Annotated in this window: 14 protein-coding genes; 5 read left to right on the top strand and 9 right to left on the bottom strand. The window is 37.2% G+C overall.

Annotated features, from left to right (window positions below):
* Window position 1: 1 nt before the first annotated feature.
* Together HQN83_RS00165 and HQN83_RS00160 are read right to left on the bottom strand one after the other, a co-directional pair.
* On the bottom strand, window positions 2-1585 hold the full coding sequence (locus HQN83_RS00165; RefSeq protein WP_173087383.1) for a hypothetical protein: 1584 nt from the start codon (window positions 1583-1585) through the stop codon (window positions 2-4).
* An 83-nt stretch (window positions 1586-1668) separates the two neighbouring features.
* On the bottom strand, window positions 1669-1980 hold the full coding sequence (locus HQN83_RS00160; protein ID WP_173087381.1) for a hypothetical protein: 312 nt from the start codon (window positions 1978-1980) through the stop codon (window positions 1669-1671).
* A 118-nt stretch (window positions 1981-2098) separates the two neighbouring features.
* Between HQN83_RS00160 and HQN83_RS00155 the strand changes: the two genes are divergently transcribed.
* A complete protein-coding gene (locus HQN83_RS00155) occupies window positions 2099-4003 on the top strand; it encodes a glycoside hydrolase family 172 protein (protein ID WP_173087379.1) in 1905 nt (634 codons plus the stop codon).
* Between the two features lie 75 nt (window positions 4004-4078).
* Complete coding sequence (locus HQN83_RS00150) at window positions 4079-4987, top strand: SMP-30/gluconolactonase/LRE family protein (RefSeq protein WP_246254120.1); 909 nt, start codon at window positions 4079-4081, stop codon at window positions 4985-4987.
* 66 nt (window positions 4988-5053) lie between these two features.
* Here the strand turns inward: HQN83_RS00150 and HQN83_RS00145 are convergent, their stop codons facing one another.
* Window positions 5054-5842, bottom strand: a complete 789-nt coding sequence (locus HQN83_RS00145; RefSeq protein ID WP_246254117.1) for a phosphatase PAP2 family protein — start codon at window positions 5840-5842, stop codon at window positions 5054-5056.
* A 133-nt stretch (window positions 5843-5975) separates the two neighbouring features.
* On the opposite strand from HQN83_RS00145, the gene HQN83_RS00140 reads away from it, so the two are divergent.
* Window positions 5976-6686 (top strand): membrane or secreted protein, encoded by a 711-nt coding sequence (locus HQN83_RS00140; protein WP_173087375.1) that lies wholly within the window; start codon window positions 5976-5978, stop codon window positions 6684-6686.
* 21 nt (window positions 6687-6707) lie between these two features.
* Entirely contained in the window at window positions 6708-7796 is a 1089-nt protein-coding gene (locus tag HQN83_RS00135; protein ID WP_173087373.1) for a Gfo/Idh/MocA family protein, read from the top strand.
* Window positions 7797-7810: 14 nt separating this feature from the next.
* Here HQN83_RS00135 and HQN83_RS00130 read toward each other — a convergent pair whose 3' ends face one another.
* The 6 genes from HQN83_RS00130 to HQN83_RS00105 all read right to left on the bottom strand — a co-directional run bounded on the left by HQN83_RS00130 (window position 7811) and on the right by HQN83_RS00105 (window position 19267).
* Entirely contained in the window at window positions 7811-8557 is a 747-nt protein-coding gene (locus tag HQN83_RS00130; RefSeq protein WP_173087371.1) for a LytR/AlgR family response regulator transcription factor, read from the bottom strand.
* 89 nt (window positions 8558-8646) lie between these two features.
* Window positions 8647-9969, bottom strand: a complete 1323-nt coding sequence (locus HQN83_RS00125; protein ID WP_173087369.1) for a RagB/SusD family nutrient uptake outer membrane protein — start codon at window positions 9967-9969, stop codon at window positions 8647-8649.
* An 11-nt stretch (window positions 9970-9980) separates the two neighbouring features.
* The gene (locus HQN83_RS00120; RefSeq protein WP_173087367.1) at window positions 9981-13346 is read right to left on the bottom strand and encodes a SusC/RagA family TonB-linked outer membrane protein; all 3366 of its coding nucleotides are present in this window, start codon (window positions 13344-13346) and stop codon (window positions 9981-9983) included.
* Window positions 13347-13371: 25 nt separating this feature from the next.
* Window positions 13372-16026, bottom strand: a complete 2655-nt coding sequence (locus HQN83_RS00115; RefSeq protein ID WP_173087365.1) for a zinc-dependent metalloprotease — start codon at window positions 16024-16026, stop codon at window positions 13372-13374.
* 79 nt (window positions 16027-16105) lie between these two features.
* A complete protein-coding gene (locus HQN83_RS00110; RefSeq protein ID WP_173087363.1) occupies window positions 16106-17728 on the bottom strand; it encodes a histidine kinase in 1623 nt (540 codons plus the stop codon).
* Between the two features lie 30 nt (window positions 17729-17758).
* Complete coding sequence (locus tag HQN83_RS00105; RefSeq protein ID WP_173087361.1) at window positions 17759-19267, bottom strand: bifunctional GNAT family N-acetyltransferase/carbon-nitrogen hydrolase family protein; 1509 nt, start codon at window positions 19265-19267, stop codon at window positions 17759-17761.
* A gap of 481 nt (window positions 19268-19748) precedes the next feature.
* Here HQN83_RS00105 and HQN83_RS00100 point away from each other — a divergent pair, with 481 nt between their 5' ends.
* The gene (locus tag HQN83_RS00100) at window positions 19749-20405 is read left to right on the top strand and encodes an ATP-binding cassette domain-containing protein (protein ID WP_173087358.1); all 657 of its coding nucleotides are present in this window, start codon (window positions 19749-19751) and stop codon (window positions 20403-20405) included.
* Window positions 20406-20477: the final 72 nt, after the last annotated feature.

Below are 20477 nucleotides of genomic sequence, written 5' to 3'. Positions count from 1 at the left end.
ATTAATAAGGTAGTACAAACATTGGAGTCTCCGTAACATTTAACAGAAGTTTCCCGTTGGTGACCTTTACATCTTCTACTTTCATCGAGTCCTGACCTGCTGTAGGATAGTAGATACGGGCATTACTAATTGTATTCAAATTTAGTGTGTACTTAATACTGCTGCCATTTTCAGAAGGTTTTACTAATACATAAGCCTGTTTTCCATTAAAACTATACTTATCAACTAAAGGGTTAGAGTTAATTGTGCCAGAATAGGAATAATTTCCAAGCAGCTTATTCACCTGATAGAGATAGTCCGCAGCGGGTTTTCTGGTATGATCTTTATTTAGCAATCCTGAAGAGCTGAATCGCCCACCGTTAGCGAAATCATAATCATAGGTTTGATAAAAGAATACACGAGAAATTCCATTTCTAACATACAAGAGAGCAGATCTCAATATCCAATCGGCCTGGGTTAAAAGAGCCGTTTTGTTTCCAATGGGGATGGCTTTTAGTGGACTTTGCTGGTTCACATCATATCCTGTTTCTGACATCCATACCGGCATATCTTTAGCGTATTTATGTGCGACTTGCATAAATGTTTGCGCAATTGAATCTGCTCCTGATAACTCTGGTGCAGAACCACGGGTAGCTTTATTCCCTTGAGATGAATTTTCATCATCTGAATATAAATGATAATTAATTACATCCCAGCACAAATTAACGGAGCCGTCAGCCCTATACCCACGATTATCTTTACACCATTTAATCATTTCTAACACATAATTTGCATCGGGCTTAGCCAGACCTGCCATAACAACCTTCATATTGGGGTCTGCGTTTTTAACACCCACTCCCGGCCCCATCGTATTCATATGCCCATCATAAAATGCAGAGAGATTTGCTGCATATTGTCTACCATTCTGATATGCTTTTTTCCCTTTCCACCATTTATCACGCTCATTATCACACTCAATATATTTTATAAGATTAAGCCCTTTTTTTACTTCATTTATTTTATCGTTATACCAACGTGGTTTTGTGTAAACACTCAAGAGGCTGGTATCTACATTTACATTGCTACCATATCTTGCAGCAAATTGAAAACCCACTTTAGCTTGCTCGATATATGAATGAGGGTCTGAAAAATCTTTTCCGTAGCGTACGGGAACATTTTCATTATCACGCTCTCCAACAGGATATGTTTCCTGCAACCATGCTGGAATTGTTTTAAGACATGCCAAGACATCAATTCCTTCAGATTTACATGTTTCATATAAGGCATCATAATTCCAGCCTCCACTAATTGTAGGATTAAAACTGTAGCTTCCTTCCTTATGCTCTAACTTTTCCCAATCCATATAATGACGAATTGCAGTAAAAGATTTCATACCAGCAAGCAGCTCATTATTTACAACAGTTGGATTATTACCATGCTGAAAATCCCATTCAAAGGCATTTACTCCAAGCACCTGCTTTAAAGGAGTGGATTTATTGAATTTAGAGGAAAACTTATAGGGCTTCAACGGAACTAAATTCTTTTTTACACAGCACAAATGAATAAGTAAGAAAAAAGAAAGAAAGAGTAACAGCTTGAATTTCATGATCATGATTTACTCCTAAAGTATAAAAATTTAATTATTAAATCGCACCAAAGAAGTAATTACCTATCTCTTAATGAAATAGTTTATCGGCCATGAAAACTATTAAGGGTTGGCGTTTTCCATCTGATATATCCAAGTAATGCACATTGATCTGCTACGATAGTTTCTATCCTAGCCGGCACATCATTTACAATTTTCCAGCGAATACTATACTTAGTGTTATAACCAATATAGATTACCAAATCTTCGAACATCGGCTCAATTGTCTCCAGTTCATTGAGGTGGATATCCCTCAATTCCATAGCCAAACGACGCAATCTCTCATTCATCACTTTGGCTAATGGCGCAGCAGGAACGGTTTCAGATTCTATAATTGGAAGCACAGTAACTTTCATAACACTAATTGAAATACTACAAATATTAGCAAATATAAGGATATTAAAATTGCCAAGTAGATTGAAATGTTCGGTTCATGTAATTTTTATAATTAAAGAAAATAATTAATTTAACCAGATGAAAAGAACCACTTTATATGTATTCCTGTGTAGTATAACCCTAAATTTATCGGCCCAGGAGAAACAAATAAACACAGTAACCGAATTAAGTAAACTCAGTTCTATAAAAGATTTACCCTCCTACTGGGAGAATACCGAAGTAAAACAGTTCTCATCATATGACACAACAGGTAACAATGATGATGGATTTAGTGGCAAATATTCCTTTATCCGTAAAAATGCAGACAGTTCATTAGTAATATTTGAGGCAAAAGGAAATGGTGTTATTAATAGGATTTGGACGCCAACTCCAAACAATGATATGCTCGACTTTTATTTTGGCGGGGAAACAAAACCAAGTTTTTCAATTCGTTTTTCAGATCTGTTTTCAGGAAAATCATTCCCTTTCATCTCTCCGCTAACAGGTAATGAACTTGGCGGTTATTTCAGTTACATTCCAATTACCTTTAAAAATGGGTGCAAGATAGTTTCAAGAGGAAAAAAAATGGAATTCTATCAAATTCAATACAGAAGCTATCCAAAAAACTATCAAGTTAAAAATTTCAATCCTAATTTAAATGAACAAGAAAAAGAAGCGCTTAAAGCACTTAGTCAGGATTGGAATAACATCACTAAACCACTTGGCAAATTAATTCATACCGAAGCCATTTTAACACCTACCAAATCGGTAACTATTGCAAATGTAAATCAAGGGGGAAGAATAACAGGGATAAAATTACATCATGCGGATTCTTTCAGGGGTTTAAATAAAGACGTTTTAATTAAGATGAGCTGGGATGATGAGCGCCCTGCCCTATTTATGCCTGTTGCTGACTTTTTTGGTTATGCATTTGGAAAAGAATCTATGCAAAGTCTATTAATAGGCTCGGCTGATAATATCAATTATTGCTACTTCCCAATGCCATTTCAACAAAAAGCAAAAATAGAGCTCATACAACTTGAATCAACCAATGGAGCCGTATCAACTCCAGTAAAAATAGAGGCAGAGGTTTACGTGGAGGATAGAAAGTATAACTCTTTAAAGGAAGGCAGATTCTATGCTTTTTGGAATCCCGAAAAAAACACTATCCCTGGCCAGCCTCATTTATTTCTTCAAGGAAAAGGAAAAGGACATTATGTGGGCACGATTCTCCAAGCCCAAGGCCTTAACCCTGGAATGACTTTATTCTTTGAGGGAGATGACGTAACTACAATAGATGGTGAAATGAGGATGCATGGAACAGGATCAGAAGATTATTTTAATGGAGGTTGGTATGCACTACTTGACCGTTGGGATAGAAAAATGAGTTTACCACTTCATGGCTCACTTGATTATTCTTTACCTTTTGCCAGAACCGGAGGCTACAGGCTCTTCATTTCGGATAAAATGCCATTTGAAAAAGAAATAAAACACACTATGGAACACGGGCCTGAGAATAATAACAAACCAGGAGATTATACCTCAGTGGCGTTCTATTACGCAGAAAAACCAATTAATGAAGGCTCTATTTTACCTACCCATACCTTAACAAAAGTATATATTCCAGATACACTTATGGTTTATCCGCAACTGATGCAATATACCATTGGAGGTGCAGTTAAAATAGATGGAAACGTTTTACACTCTACAAATGGCGGTCAAGTAAAAATAGATCTTAGTGAACTTCCTAAAGGTTCTTACAAACTGTATGCTGATGTTGAAAAATCGACTGATGGTGCAGAAATCACCGTATGGCAAAGACAAAAGCTAGTAAGTGAACCGTTTTCTTACTATGCTGAAAAACGCGAATCGTCTCCCAATTCGTACATCTGCGACATTAATCTAGACGACTTTAAGAATGCTATAACCCTACATTTTAAAGCCGATGATAAAAAATCAATTGTTAACATACATAGGTTAATATTAATCCGCCAGAAAAACTAGACTATTAAACTTAAGCACATTTCTATTATATTGGGCATTTCCCTAACACACAAAACGAACCAAATAACAATGAACATGAAAATTACACGTTTCAACATCCTGGCACTCCTCCTTACAGTTTCATCTTCTTATCTATCCGCACAAAACCTAACCTCTCATCCAAGCAATCTTTTTGCAGAAGATGATGTTAAACTTGTGTCTTCCGATTTCAGTTTTACAGAAGGCTGTTCAGTCGATAAAAACGGGAATGTGTTTTTTACAGATCAACCTAATGATAAGATATGGAAGTATGGCACAGATGGTAAACTTTCAATCTTTCTGGATAAAACCGGAAGAGCCAATGGAACCTATTTTGACAAAAAAGGAAATTTGGTCACCTGTGCTGATGAGTATGGCCAATTATGGTCAATAAGTCCCTCAGGTAAAGTAAAAATCATTTTAAAAGATCTTGATGGCAAACAACTAAATGGACCAAACGATATTTGGATCCATCCAAATGGAGATATGTATTTCACAGACCCATATTACCAGCGTGATTACTGGAAAAGAACTTCACCAGATCTTAAAAGTGACGACGTTTATTACCTTGCTAAGGGCAGTAAAAAAGTAAAAGTTGCAGCTGATGGCATAGTTAAACCAAATGGCATAGTGGGAACGCCTGATGGAAAATACTTATATGTATCTGACATCAATGCTGGAAAAACCTACAAATACGCCATTGAAAAAAATGGTGAGCTAACAGGGAAGCAATTGATCATTAATAAAGGATCTGATGGAATGACACTTGATGAAAAAGGAAATGTATACCTGACTTTAGGCCCGGGGGTCTATATATATAATCCTGAAGGCAAAATGATTGCTGAATTAAAAGTACCAGATGGACCAAGCAATGTTTGTTTCGGAGGTAAGGATAGAGACGTCTTATTCATTACAGCACACAAGACCATACACACTTTAAAGATGAAGGTAAAAGGAGTAGAATAATAAAAAAGAGAGGATGAATTTTAAAACATCCTCTCTTTTTTTTATTTACAAAACCGCTTTACTAATTTAAAAAGTACCACTTAAAGAAAATCCCATAGTATGCTGCTGATAAGATGGTGCAACAGTATAATTGAAATTCCCCTTTCCGGTAATCAATCTTTTCAGTTTAGGATAAAGAAGATATGATAATTTAGTTGATAGAATACCAAAGCCGGCACCAGCCACTACATCACTAACCCAGTGTTTATTGTTGTACAGCCTCAGGATACCAGTAGCTGTTGCAACAGTATATCCCGCATAACCATACCATGGCGAAACATCTTTATATTCCTGATTTAAAAATTCAGCTGCAGCAAACGCATTGGCTGTATGTCCTGAAGGAAAAGAGTTATACGCAGAACCATTAGGCCTTAACCTGTGTGTAGCTTTCTTTAACACAGATACACTGCCGCCCATAATTGCAGCAGATAAAACATATATCCCAGTAGCATCAAGTAAAGAATTTTTACCTTTTATGCCCATTAAATTAAGCCCATAAACTGCTACCGCCGGAGCAAACTGCATGTAATCATCAGCATGTGCTGCAAATAATGGATGGTCTTCCTGCAACTCATTTTTTGTGGTATAATCCAATCGCCTGATCACATTATCACCAGCTAGCGACACCACACCATAACCAATAAATACCGCTGGAATAATAAAGGCAGTAACTTTAGGCTTGTAATCATTTGTAACCCTTACTGTGCTATCTGATCTACTAATGACAGCTTTTTTTAGTGTATCTTGACTCTGGGCAAAGATAGCCCCTGGCATTATAAGCAGTGCCAGTACACTTAACAATTTCCTATACATCATTTAATTGTTTTAATCCCTTCTAAGAATTTCGTATTAAAGATGAGGGCTAATTTTGGAGAAATACTGTAGATAAAATTTAGAAATCATGGAATGTTTTCTATCTTTAACACAACCACCTATAAATTAAACCATTATGAAAAAGCACCTAATCTTGCTCCTATTTGCAATTTGCATTTCCTTTACAACTGTTCAGGCACAAACTAATTCTCTAAGCGGAGCATGGGAATTCAATGATGGATCAGATCAACATCAGCTTTTTTTTGAAGATGGCTATTTTATACATACAGTACATCAAGCCGACAAGTTTATAATGTCGCGTGGCGGCAGCTACGAAACAAGTAATGGCACTATTAAAGCTAAACTATATTTTAATAGTTCCGATTCATCCACTGTTGGAGAAGAGTTAAATATTCCCTTTGAAGTTTCTACCAATAAGCTATCTATGGATGTTCCAGCTGGCCATGTGAATTTTAACCGGGTAGATGATGGAAAAGCGCCATTAGCAGGTGTTTGGCGTATAACCGGCAGGATGCAAGAAGATGGAAAGGTAGCAGACATTCACCAAACAGGTTCCCGTCAAACCTACAAATTACTTACAGGAAAGAAATTTCAATGGGTTGCAATAGATCCTGATAAAAAGGAATTTTCCGGAACCGGAGGCGGTTCATACACTTTTAAAGATGGAAAATATACAGAACAAATTGAGTTTTTCTCAAGAGACAACAGCCGTGTAGGGGTTTCATTAGTGTTTGATGGAAAATTACAGGATGGCAAGTGGCACCATAGTGGATTGAGCAGCAAAGGCGCAAAAATCTATGAAATATGGAGCAAAGTAAGTGAATAAGTAAAATCTAACAATCATTATATGCAAAAGTACCTTGCCATTTTCCTCTTGGCATTTTTCTCATTACAAGTTAAAGCACAATCTAAATTAAATGTTGTATTAGCTGGCCTTAGTCACGATCACGTAAACCTAATTATGGACAGCTATCGTAAAGGCGAAGTAAACATCATAGGAATTGCAGAAGAGAATCCGGTTTTGGTTGAAAGGTATAAAACACGTTTTAAACTTGCTGATTCAGTCTTTTTTACCGACTTAAAAGAATTATTAAAACATCGTAAACCTGATGTAGTACTAGCCTACAATGCTATTGAAGACCATTTAATGGTGGTAGAAGCCGCAGCTCCTCTCGGAATTTCTGTGATGGTAGAAAAACCCTTAGCCGTATCTGTAAAACATGCAGAACGTATGGCTGCACTTGCCAGGCAATATAAGATACATTTACTAACCAACTACGAAACCACATGGTATCCGAGTAATCAGGAAGCATATAACCGAATTAAACAAAACAATACCATAGGTGATATTAGAAAAATAGTAGCCCACGATGGTCATCAAGGTCCTAAGGAGATTGGAGTAAGCAAAGAGTTTCTGAGCTGGCTTACAGACCCAAAGAAAAATGGTGGAGGTGCCATTATTGATTTTGGTTGTTATGGTGCAAATCTTATGACCTGGCTTATGAATGGAAAAGCTCCCATTTCAGTTACAGCAATAACACACCAGATTAAGAAAGATGTTTACCCAAATGTTGATGATGATGCAACCATATTACTTGAATACCCTACGGCTACAGGAATAATTGAAGGCTCCTGGAATTGGCCTTTTGGTATAAAAGACATGGAAGTATTTGGCAAAACCGGGTACATACAGGCCGTAAACTCCAATACTTTACGCACTAAAGAAAATGGAAAACCAGACTATCAACTTGAAGAGGCCAAAACCCTATCTCCTGTTTATAGCAATCACCTTAACTATCTATCTGCTATACTAAGAAATGAGATAAAACCAGATAATGATTTATCGTCATTAAGCAACAATTTAATTGTAGTAAAGATTTTGGAGGCGGCTAAACTTTCAGCGAAAGAAGGGCGCAAAGTCATCTTAGCAAAATAACATGATAGGTTATTTTACTGATTTAGCCAATTTTTAAACGCCTCAGCCCTTTCTTCACTTACCACTACTTCTACATCAGCAGGTTTTGGAGAAAGGATAATCCTAACCCTATTTCTGGAAAGCTTATACATTTCCTTAATGGAATTGATATGGATAATGAACTTGCGGTTGATTCTAAAAAAATCAGTAGCATTAAGATTAGGTTCTAAACTACTTATCGTCTCTTCTATGATGTAGTTTTGCTGATCTTTAGTTACCAGGAAAAGATATTTATCTTCAGCCATAAAGTATGCAACCTCATCTGCAGCTACTGTTTTAATCAGCTTGCCAACTTTAACCATAAAGCGGTTTCGAGTCTTCCCAAATAGTTCATCTATTTTCTGAGGTAATACATTTGGCTCTTTAGTTTTTAAAATACCATTCAGTTTAGTCAGTGCAGCTCGAACATCATCTTCATCAAAAGGTTTTAGAAGATAATCTATACCCTGATTTTTGAAAGCTTTAAGTGTGTATTGATCATAGGCTGTCGTAAAAATAACAGGACTATTAATAACTACCTCTTTAAATATTTGAAAACTTTCTCCATCTCCAAGATGAACATCCATAAAAAGAAGATCAACTGTATTGCTTTTAAGCCAGTTTACCGCATCCTCAATTGTACCTAAAATACCAAGAACCTGAAGCTTAGGGTCAATATGCTTAAGCATATTCTGCAACGTAGTTGCAGCCAGCTCTTCATCCTCAATAATCAGTACAGTCATGCTTAAATTATTAGGGAGTAAATGTAAAAAAAAACTCCGGCCTGTAAAAACAGACCAGAGTTTGAAGAAATTATTGAAATGCGATGTTATTATTTCAGTTCTGGGTTATTGGCCAAAGCTTCTCGTGGAAATTTAACCGTATACCTTGGGTCATTTTTAAGCAGTAAGTAATCTTTTCCGCTTACAGTATGTTTGATTTCTGGTTGTCCATAACGTCTTAAATCATACCATCTGTGACCTTCAATGGCAAATTCACGCTCGCGTTCTGCCAGGATTTCTTTCATTAAATCTTCGGGCGACAAAGCTGAGATCCGGCTTGCTTCCGTTTGGTAATATGCCGGTTTTAAGCGTTTTGCTTTCAGCGCAAGCAGGCGTTCTAATGCCAGGTCTTTATTGTTGGTATGCAATGCAGCTTCTGCAACAATCAGGTACATTTCTGCGTTACGGAAAGTGATTTTTAAAGCATTGGAATTGCCTTTTATAGAAACGTACTCTGAACCGGATTTGCTAAAGTACTTCGAGAAACGAAGATCGTCTGTCTGATTGTAGATACCAAGTAAATGGGCTGAGATAAATGATGCATTAGAAGTTCTGGAATCCATTACGTCTTCCATCGACATGATGTTTTCTTTAGACAGGTAGTTGTTTGGCAACAAACTTCCGGTAACATTGAGGTCTTCTAATGCGCTGTTTGTTTGCAGCACGCCTTGAGCAGCGGTAAGGGCTTTATCCCATTCTCCTCTGAATTCATATATCCTGGCATAAAGTGCTTGTGTAGCCGTTTTTCCGAAACGATAATTTGTTCCACTATCCCATTTATCTACATTTAGTAATTGCTCGCCAGCGGCTAGATCAGAGAAAATCTGTGTATAAACACCTTCTATAGTGGCTAAAGGGAATTTTTGTTCAATGTCTATGGTTGTTGCAAGCGGTACGCCACGGTCTGTAGCTGCAGTTGCTTTGTCATAAGGTTTGGCATATAAATTAAGTAATTCAAAATGCGAATATGCTCTTAAAATATAGGCTTCAGCTTTAATCTGACTGGCTACTGCCGTAACACCTACTTTATTGTCAATATCTGCAATGACCTGGTTGGTAAAAAAAATAGTTTTATAAAACTGAGCATATGGAAATGGAGCAGTTAGTCCATCCGGATTAGCATCCTGCCAGGTATAGATATCACCTACAGTTTGAAAATCCTGACTATATTCATCCAAGGTTAATTCGTCTGTACGTAAAGCAAGCAAGGCTTTGTGCTTAGGGAAGTTGGCATAAGCAGAGGTCATTAAACTTCTGAAATCTTCTGCAGTAGTTGGAATTACCTTGCCTGTAGGTTCTATTTCTAAGAATTTTTTACAGCTACTTACAGTTAGTGTAAGTAATGCTGCGCTTAATATGATTAATTTCTTCATTTGATTTAACATTAAAAAGTTGCATTTAAACCAATAGATACGCTTCTTGTGATGGGTTGAGCATAAATATTACCATAAGTTTCCGGATCGAAATAACCTTTGTAATCAGATCCGAATACGAACATATTTCTGCCCTCTACGCTGATTCTTAAAGTATTTGCTTTCACTTTTCCTGCTATTTTAGCTGGAAGGCTATAGCCCATACGGATGCTATTGATCCTGATGTAGCTCATTTTTTTAGCCCAGATGTCAAGGTTGTTATAAGAATAACCAGGGTCATTCCCATTTAACCAGCTGTAAGCCATCCAACGACTACCATCACCTGTATCGTTACCAATGATTGCCGGTAAGTTACTGCCGGTATTGGTTGGACTCCATGCGTTTAATACTTGTTTGTTGTAATTCTGACCGCGGTCTAATGATGCAGGATTGTAAGGTGGCGTTTCTATAACCCACTGACTTAAGTTAAAGTTTGCTGCAATAGCTAAGTCAAAGTTTTTGTAACGGAAACGGTTAACTAAACCTCCTGTGTATTTCGGGTCACGGTCTCCAACATAAGTAAATAAGTTCTGATATTCTTTATCACTCAGATTACTTTGTGCCAACTGGCCCGGGAAGAAATCTGCATATGGATCATACAGTTTGTAGAAATCCTCCAGGGAAACTACTTTGCCGTCTTTAACAAATTGAGGAATTCCATTGGCATCCAATCCTGCAGTTTTAATTACAAACAATGGATTGATAGAATAACCTTCTTTTGAAGGGGTTAGTGATTTTAAACTTACTTTTTCTCTGATCACCTTGCTCTTATTATGGGCAAAGTTAAAATCTGTCCACCACTGGAAGTTTTTGGAGCTGATGTTCCTGGTAGAAATGGTCAATTCAAAACCTCTGTTTCTAACTTGTGCCCAGTTTGCATTGGTAAAATCGAATCCATTTTCTAAAGATAGTTCCTGAACACCAATCAGGTCTTTACTAGATCTGTTGTAATATTCTCCAGTTACTTGTACCGCATTGTTAAATATACCAAGGTCTACAGCTGCATTAAACGTTGCTGTTTTTTCCCAACGCAGTTTTTGATTTGGCGGATTGCTTACATTGATAGTCGGTTCTGTATTTCCAGGTAAAATAGTGGTCTTGTCATATACACCAACTACATATGGAGAAGTGTTTTTATCAATATTCCCCTGAATACCATAAGATGATCTTACGCGTAAGTTCGAGATCCATTTTACATCCTTAACGAAATCTTCTTCTTTTGCATTCCATGCACCGGATACAGAATAAATAGGTAAGTATTTGTATTTAGGGTCTACGCCAAACAGGTCAGATCCATCATAACGTACGCTGCCATAAACTGTATATTTTCGATCATAGGTATAAGAAAGGGTACCGTAGAAAGAGGCATAGGCGTTTTCAAGCAAGTTCTTTTGGTAAGCCCTATATGGGCTGCTTAAACCATTAGTATAGTTTGAATTTGGAAATATAATCTCCTGGCTAGTTAAGGTACGGTCATTATAACCAAATCCCCTGGTCATAATTCCCTGATTCCTTGTTCTACGGAACTCAGCTCCTGCTAAGGCTTCAATCTCATGCTTTTCATTAATTACTTTATTAAATTCAAAGATGTTTTTCCAGTTGTATTGAAAGAAAGAAGTATTTTGGTTCTGAATTACACCACCTTGTGGCAAGAAATATTCGTATTTTTTAGTAGCAGAGTTATAATAGCGGGTACCTTCACGGAACTTTCTTACGTAATAGGTGTCCTGACTGCCATATTTTTCAGAACCGTTTTCTTCAAATTGCAAGCCCATTTCTGAACGGAAATTCAGTTCTTTAATGATTTTGTAGTTTACATCAAAAATTCCTTTAAAGCTTTTGCTGTTTAGGTTATACCTGGTGTTTTCACGCTCTTCGATAATATTAAAAGGAACAAAAACATCACCCGTTAAAGTTGATGACCCCTGGATATCCGGGTCATATACATAGGCACCATTTGCATCTTTGATGCTCAGGTATGGGTTTGCATTTCTTACATATCTTGATGGATTTGTGAATGCTCCGGCTTCTGTTAAGTAATTTTTTTGATTGGTTACTGATCCAAATAAGGCTGCGCCGAATTTTAGTTTCGGAGAGATTATAAAATCTGTTTTTAAGGTAGTATTGTACCTCCTTAAACCTGTACCAATAGTTGATCCTTTTTCATCATAAAAGCCACCTGAGAAATAGTAATTGGCCTGGTCTGTTCCGCCAGATATTCCCAGAGTGTATTGCTGGTTTACCGGAGATTGATACAATTCTTTACCCCAATCGGTATTTACATTTTTCAATGCATTGATCTGCTCTTGTGTGCTGGTTTTAAGACCTGAAAATCCACTGTTGCGGTAAGTTCCCAGTTCGCCTGTTTTGTTTAATATTCTCGCAACGGCACCCAGGTTATCTCTATAAGTTAGATCTGCTCTTGAAGCTAGTCCAAGTTCAAAATCAACTTTTTCTGCTGCATTCATCAGGTTCAGCTTACTGAAATCAGGACGTTCTCCAATAAAGGTATTGGCACTGAAATTTATAGTTGCAGGACCTTTTTTACCTTTTTTGGTCGTAATTACAATCACTCCATTTGCGGCTCTGGCACCATAAATAGCGGTTGCAGCGGCATCTTTTAAAATGGTGATGTCTTCGATGTCATCTGGATTTAAACCAGCGATCGGTAAATTACGAAGCTGATCGATATTTTCTTTGTCCATAATGTTCTTCGGAAGGTCGGTACCTTCTAATGGTAAACCATCCAATACCCACAATGGATCTTGTGAACCATTTAAAGATACAGTACCCCTGATGCGAATTTTAGGCGCAGATGAAGGTCCGCCGTTTAAACTGGTTACGGATACACCTGCAACCTGTCCTTGTAACATTTGGTCGATACCTGAAACACCGGTTTGGCGGATCTTATCGTAGTCCAACTTGGCTACTGAACTTGTGTTTTTACGTTTAGCAATATCGGTATATCCGTTTACTATAACTTCTCCAAGTATATTGTCACCATTTTCAAGCGTAATATTTACGTTGTTTTTACCTTTAATGCTAACCATCGCTGAGTTATATCCAAGATAACTTACGCGAATAGTTTCTGTTCCCTCAGGAACACTTAAAGTAAACTTACCATCCACATCAGTAACTGTACCGATAGCTGAATTCTGGATTTGGCCAGGTACTCCCGTTTGTTCTCCAATGGTCGATTTTTCCACGAAAACTGATGCTCCAGGTATTGGCAACCCATCGGAGCCAGTCACCTTTCCGGTAATTGTTTGCTTTTGCTGGCTAAATCCAGATAGACCAAAGCCGAGCAAAAGAAGTAATAAAAGTATTGGTTTGTTCATTATATATAGTTTGATTGAGTATACATTAGTTCATTTTAAGACTCTGGCGAATCCGAAGAATCAAATCCTGATAATGACCTTTTGTACCCTCATCACCAGTGTATTTGTATTTTTCCAATAAGGATAAAATTTGAACAAGCTCCCCGCGTTTTGCTGCTGCCACATCCGAAGTTCTACTCATAGAACTAACATAAATGGTCTTCAAAGCGGATGCAGTACTCACATCTGATGAAGGCGCAAAGTTCGGAATTTCTTTTTCTATTCCCAGATCACAACCTGCAGGAAGGTTCATGGTTGTGTCATCCTTTAGTGTTTTTTTAGTCACTTTTTCCAGCATTTTATCTGTGCTTACCAGCAACACATCAATATAGTTCTGCTGTAGCAACCTATCTGTAATTGAAAGCTTTAGCCCTTTAGTTGTTTTAGTAAAAACAGTAGTCCTGATTTCTTTTAGTAATTCTGAAGCAGTGAACACTTTTTCCTTTCCCTGAAGCAATTCCATTTCAAGCATTCTAAGCAAGCGTTCTTCACCTACCAGACTATAAAGCAAGCCATACTGAAACTCGCGTCTTAAGTTGTAAGGACCATACTCAAATGGTCCGTACGGAGTATCTTTAACAGGAAAAGTTTTGCTTAACAAAGCTTTATTAAATAACCAGTCTGGCATATTAAAAACTTCTTCTTTCAGGTAATTCAGAGATTGTTTCTGTATTGCAACAGGAACTGGTGTATAGGTATTTTTACCGTCACCACTTACTGTGTTTTCTAAATAGTAACCACCAATATTTCCTGCAACATGCTCTGCATAAGTTTGCCATTGACCTAAAGCAGCCATATATAGCTTACCGGCTTGATAATAATCTTCACCATCTGCTGCAGACCATTTAGCAATTTGAGGGATTAAGCGCTTTAGATTAGCTAACCCATAACGACTTGCTTTTACAGCATCATCACCCAGATCTTCAGACTGAGAACGTGGATCGACAATATTTAAACTGCTCTGTTGTTGACCGAAACGATACATTGGATCGTTCGCATGAGCTTTAATCCAACGGCTTAACGTAGGTAACTCATCATGAGCATCCTCAACATCCAGCCATCTGTAACCCCATGCAATTGCATACTTATCATAAACACCAATCTGAGGGGTAATATTGGTAACCTTATCTTCTGGCTGCGCTACATAATTAAAACGTGCATAATCCATAATAGAAGACGCTGTTCCCCCCATCCTATTCGTAAATGATGGCGATCTTAAAGAATCTACCGGATAAGATGCAGAAGCACTCATGTTGTGCTTTAAACCTAATGTATGACCGATTTCATGAGATGATACAAAACGAATTGCATGTCCCATACGCGCATCTGACAGTTTATTGCCTCTGGCTTCCTTATCGATAACACCCGTTTGAACGCGCATCCAATATTGCAGAGATGTCATTACATTATGCCACCAGATTACATCCGACTCCAGAATTTCACCAGAACGAGGATCAACAACCGCTGGGCCCATTGCATTTGATTTTGGTGACGCAGCATAGGTAATTTCTGAGTAACGAATATCGTCACCATCATAATCCGCTGTATCTGTAACTTCCTTAGCCAATATGGCATTTTTAAAACCCGCTTGCTCAAAAGCCTTTTGCCAATCAACAACCCCTGCAATAATTTCCTTTCTCCATTGCGGTGGAGTTGATGGGTCAATATAAAATACGATTGGCTTAACCGGTTCTACCAGTTCACCTTTCAAATAGCGTGCACGATCTTCAGGCTTAGGTTCCAATCTCCATCTCGTGATTAATTTTCTAACCTCCATTTTATGTTGCTTATCAGAAAAATACCATCTTGGAGTATCAAAAAAACCTACTCTATCATCAGAAAAACGAGGTTTCATAGGAGTTTCAGGAAGTAATAACAGGTTAGTCGTTACTGAAACACTAATTGGAATACTATTTTGACCTTCAGTAACTCTAGTACTTAATAATGCTCTTACTACAATGTTTTGAGGGAAACTTTTTATACGTTCAATAGCTGATAATGATGTTTTTGGTGCGGTACCTAGCCCTATATCAGTAAATACATCATTAAAGCTTTTCTCGGTGCCATCAAAAACTTTGTTCATTTTAATAACAACAGCCGATGAGTCAGGTGAATAAGCCTCTATTTTAAATGATTCAATTACGGACCCCGTAAAATTATCATTTACCGAACGGGTAATGGCATCACCCTTAACAGACTCTACCTGAGGAACTATGGTTTTAACCCATACTGTTCCTGCAAGTTTATTTCTGGAAAATCGGATTACCTTATTTTCAAAGTTCATTCCTTTGTTTAAACCTGATTCGTTAAGTGCCAAGGGCACAGAAGAGATCTTGTTAACCAACAAAAAGTCTTTGTTCATCAGGTTCAAAGGAACCTCAAAATAGTAATCAGACTCAACCTGGTGTACCTTAAACAAACCATTTACAGTAGTAGCTTTTTTAAGCAATTCAGCATAACTTTTCATGCTCTTGCTTTTGGTACTATCACTGTCCGACTTTTTCTTTAAAGAATCAGTAAGTGTTTTTTTTACAACGGGTTCAGCTTGTTTTTTAGGTTTTTGAGCGTAGATATTCGCTCCACATAAAATTAAAAAGAGTACTATTGAAACGAATTTCAAAGGTTTTTTATCCAAAATCATGCACCAAAATCCCTCTTAATTAGCAGATTATGAAATTATGAGGAGTGAGTGCGCAACTATAGGAAGTGAAAGCGCAGTTTTAAGGAGTGAATGAAATATTAATTAGAGGTAAGAAACACCTGTACTCATCTCCCACTATGCCATGCTTTAAACGGAGTTCACCAAAATGGGTATAAGCCTGCTGAAGATAGTTTAATCCCTGCTTGCTTGAATCCTTAACATCATTCCGTAATTGCAAATTATTAACAACCCAAATACCATCTGTATCACTCTGTATACTAATCTTTAATGGATTTGTTTTGGAAACAACATTATGTTTAACAGCGTTTTCTACCAGCGTTTGTAAACTCATGAAAGGTATATACCCATTAGCATGAGCATCAGAAATATGAATATCTAATGGTTCTAAAGCATCACCAAAGCGAATTTTTAATAAAAAGAAGTACTCTGTAGCAAAACGAACTTCTTGAGAAACTTGTGCTAGCCCATCAGGGGCAGGATCAAGCAAGTAACGATACACTCTTGAAAGTTTAACAACAAATGATTTTGCCAGGTTAGGTTGCTCTTCTATTAGTCCGTTCAGGGAACTTAAGGAATTAAAAAGGAAATGAGGATTCACCTTTTCCTTAAGCTTATCCAGTTGCAAAATTGCATTCTCCTTTTGCTGTCGTTCTGAAATAAGACTTAAAGCTTGTTTCTCCATCGACAATTCCTTTCTGTTCATTTCGGCCTGCTGGCGTAACATAAACTCTTTTTGCCATTTGGTTTGTGCCCAGGCAATAAGCAGTAAAATGATAAAAGCCGACGAAATAAACATAAACAAAACATACTTTTCAATCACCTTAACATCCTCATCTACGGCAAGAAAAGGAGTATCAACAACCATCACCCAGCTCATCCCTGAGATATGTAATGGAGTATAATATCGAACCACCGGAATTTGCAAATAATCAGAAGTTACCGTTTCGTAACTACTAATACTATCTCCTAAAACCGTTTTACCTGTTAAAGGCGTAACCGGTTCAGACATCTTTGTTCCGATTAACTTTTCTTCAGGATTTGTAATGTAGTAACCTTCCTTGCTTGCAATAAATGCGTATGCCCTACCTGTAGTATCAACACTCCACAAATAATGCTGCAGCTGCTTAAGATTAATATCTAACCCAAAAATCAGGACAGATGAGTCGGCCAGTTTATGCTTTGATCCAACAAGCCAATGCAATGAATCATCCTCATTAATCAGTTTTCCACTTCTTAGGGTGGTGTCTTTACTGGCCATCTCGCTTTTGATCCAGCTACGCTGATATTCCAAAACAGGTTTCTGTTTAAAAATATTCCCTGTTTTACTAATTGCTTTAAAAGTGGTATCACCATTATGTGCAATAGCATACCAACCATAATTCATCTTTGGATGACTCAATAATAATGATCCAAAAACCTGTTCTAAAGAATTAAAATCACTTGTAGAAGAAATCCTATTCATAATGGCTTCAGAGTTATTTAACCCCCTCATGAAGCCATTAAATTCATTACGAACAACGCTAGATTTCAGTTGATAAACCTTAGTCGCCATATCTATACTGATCTGTTCCGTGCGACTATTGAACTTTCCGGTCATAAAAAGCCCGATCAAGGTAAAGCATAGGAATATAAATATTCCTATTACTATAAAATACCTGGAACTGTATATGGCTAACTTCATCTAGGCAAAGATAGCAGTATAAAATTCATCCTATTTAAGCAATTTAACTTCATAAAGGTCATTACGCCTATCTTTAAGTATCCTAACGGTACCAAAATGATGTATTTCATCTAAAAGGTGAAGATCAACATCTACTACAAGCATCATTTCGGTATTAGGCGTAGCTTCTGCTTTAACTGCATTGGTTGGGAAAGCAAAATCAGAAGGCGTAAACACGGCCGATTGAGCAAACTGAATGTCCATATTATTTACCTTAGGTAAATTACCTACACATCCTGCAATTGCCACATAGCATTCGTTTTCTATAGCTCTAGCCTGAGCACATCTTCTTACGCGGGTATAACCATTTTGAGTATCAGTAAGGAATGGCACGAACAAGATTTGCATACCTTGATCTGCATAAATTCGACTCAATTCCGGGAATTCAACATCATAACATATCAAAATCCCGACCTTTCCACAGTCAGTATCAAATACCTGAATTTTATCACCTCCTACCATACCATAATACTTTTGCTCGTTTGGGGTGATATGAATCTTCCTGTATTCTTCTGTTTTACCATTTCTGTGGCATAAATAAGTAGCGTTGTATAGCTTATTATCTTCAAGGATTGGCATGCTGCCAGAAATGATATTTACATTGTAAGAAACGGCATATTCTTGGATTTTTACTACGATTTCTTCAGTAAGCTCTGCCAGCTTGCGCATTGCCTCCATTTCTGGCAAATCATTGTACGGCTGTAAAAGCGGCGTATTGAAAAACTCCGGAAACATAATAAAGTCAGATTTGTAGCCACTCACTGCATCTACAAAGAACTCCACCTGTTCATAAAAAGATTCCATGGTAGGAAAAAGACGCATCTGCCATTGAACCAAACCGATGCGGATGGTTTTTGCAGAACGCGCAGAAGCATCAACTCCTTGATAGTAAATATTATTCCACTCAATTAGAGTTGCAAATTCTTTAGACTCGTGGTCGCCGGGAAGGTAATTCTTTAGTACCTTTCTAACGTGAAAATCATTAGATAGTTGAAAAGTAAGCGTAGGATCATACAATTCTTTAGCTTTCACCTTATCGATATATTGTCTTGGGCTTAACGTATCGGCATGCTCATGATAACCTGGTATACGTCCACCGGCAATAATGCTCTTTAAATTTAAGCTTTCACAAAGCTCTTTTCTAGCCTCATAAAGCCTACGTCCTAAACGCAATCCACGATATTCCGGGGATACGAAAATCTCTATTCCATACAAGGTGTCGCCATTTGGATCATGGGTCGAAAACGTATACCTACCGGTTATCATCTGATAGGTGTGTTTGTCTCCATACTCATCATAGTCTACTATAATAGATAGTGAACAGGCCACTACCTTATCGTCAACCGCGATACATAACTGGCCCTCAGGAAATAGTTTCAACAGCTTTGCTATGGTTTGTTTGCTCCATATTTGGCCACCAAGGGTATCGTATGCCTGCTCCATAGACTCTTTGAGATCATTATAATCCTCAAGTGTCAGTTTTCTAGTTTCAATATTCATGAGTAAGTAGGGTTATAATTGCTAGTGCACATAAATAGTGCCTGAAATTGTATTGTACAACGGAATTTGGTAATAGCCAAAGCTATATTCCAAGAACTTCTTACTATCTTTAGCAAGATGCAGAAGGCTTAATTTCCAATCAGATTTAACGCTTCTAAACTATTCAACCAAATATTAAAATGCTAAAAATTAAAACATTAAGACTAATGTTCACTTTTTACCTAAGCTATTTCACTACAGCTTTTGTACTAACTCTGGCATCTGCATATATGTTATCTAAACTCGGAACAGAAGCTTTTACATTGATATTTTGGTTCAAAATGGCTACCTACGGTGTAATCATTTATTATATAAACAATTACAAAAGCAAAGAATTCTATTATTATCAAAATCTAGGTATACCAAAACTTACTTTATGGATTAGCACACTAACCTTTGACTTCCTCCTATTTATAACTCTTTTAATTTACGTAGCTTCTAAATGATACATAAACTTGAAGTTGATAGTGTTTTCCTTGAATTTGGTGAAAGACGAATTTTATCTGATGTATACTTAAAATGTGAAACGGGAAAAATAACCGGTTTACTAGGCAGAAACGGAAATGGCAAAACCTGCTTAATGAACATTATTTATGGGAACCTAAATCCCAATAGCAAATCTATTCGTTTTGATGACTTAACAGTTCCAGCAGCCTATAAAAGACCAGACCTTCTGTTGTATCTTCCGCAATTTAATTTTATACCTCAAACATTAAGTTTAAAAAGAGTATTTGCTGACTTTGAACTTGATTTCTCCGAATTTGAATCTCGTTTCCCGGAGTTTAAATCTAGAAGGAGCAGTTCATTAAAAAGCCTATCAGGGGGAAATAGAAGGTTGGTGGAAGTATATATTGTGCTAAAAGCAAAATCTAAGTTTGCCATGCTGGATGAGCCTTTCTCTCATTTAAGCCCTGTAATGATTGAGGCTGTTATGGAATTAATGAATGAGGAAAAGATGAATAAAGGACTGTTAATTACAGATCATATGTTCAGAAACATAATAGAGATCAGCGATAATCTTTACGTATTAACTGGAGGAAAAACCCATTTAACAAAAGCAATTGAAGAGCTTGAATTTCTAGGATACGCAAAAGTTTAACTTTCAAAATCAAGGATGCTACTCCTCCAGCTCCGTTATAAGAATGACATCACAAAAAAGGCAATCTTAACG

The organism is Pedobacter foliorum, assembly GCF_013266735.1.
GTDB lineage: Bacteria > Bacteroidota > Bacteroidia > Sphingobacteriales > Sphingobacteriaceae > Pedobacter > Pedobacter foliorum.
Note: the sequence above shows the minus strand (reverse complement) of the source record. Positions and strands in the feature narration are given on the sequence as shown.

Bases quoted from the DNA above. Each gene is read 5' to 3' on its own strand.
- HQN83_RS00130 (WP_173087371.1), bottom strand. From the start codon at position 8,557: ATGACTGTACTGATTATTGAGGATGAAGAGCTGGCTGCAACTACGTTG.
- HQN83_RS00150 (WP_246254120.1), top strand. From the start codon at position 4,079: ATGAAAATTACACGTTTCAACATCCTGGCACTCCTCCTTACAGTTTCA.
- HQN83_RS00120 (WP_173087367.1), bottom strand. From the start codon at position 13,346: ATGAACAAACCAATACTTTTATTACTTCTTTTGCTCGGCTTTGGTCTA.
- HQN83_RS00125 (WP_173087369.1), bottom strand. From the start codon at position 9,969: ATGAAGAAATTAATCATATTAAGCGCAGCATTACTTACACTAACTGTA.
- HQN83_RS00140 (WP_173087375.1), top strand. From the start codon at position 5,976: ATGAAAAAGCACCTAATCTTGCTCCTATTTGCAATTTGCATTTCCTTT.
- HQN83_RS00110 (WP_173087363.1), bottom strand. From the start codon at position 17,728: ATGAAGTTAGCCATATACAGTTCCAGGTATTTTATAGTAATAGGAATA.
- HQN83_RS00100 (WP_173087358.1), top strand. From the start codon at position 19,749: ATGATACATAAACTTGAAGTTGATAGTGTTTTCCTTGAATTTGGTGAA.
- HQN83_RS00145 (WP_246254117.1), bottom strand. From the start codon at position 5,842: ATGATGTATAGGAAATTGTTAAGTGTACTGGCACTGCTTATAATGCCA.
- HQN83_RS00165 (WP_173087383.1), bottom strand. From the start codon at position 1,585: ATGAAATTCAAGCTGTTACTCTTTCTTTCTTTTTTCTTACTTATTCAT.
- HQN83_RS00155 (WP_173087379.1), top strand. From the start codon at position 2,099: ATGAAAAGAACCACTTTATATGTATTCCTGTGTAGTATAACCCTAAAT.
- HQN83_RS00115 (WP_173087365.1), bottom strand. From the start codon at position 16,026: ATGATTTTGGATAAAAAACCTTTGAAATTCGTTTCAATAGTACTCTTT.
- HQN83_RS00135 (WP_173087373.1), top strand. From the start codon at position 6,708: ATGCAAAAGTACCTTGCCATTTTCCTCTTGGCATTTTTCTCATTACAA.
- HQN83_RS00105 (WP_173087361.1), bottom strand. From the start codon at position 19,267: ATGAATATTGAAACTAGAAAACTGACACTTGAGGATTATAATGATCTC.
- HQN83_RS00160 (WP_173087381.1), bottom strand. From the start codon at position 1,980: ATGAAAGTTACTGTGCTTCCAATTATAGAATCTGAAACCGTTCCTGCT.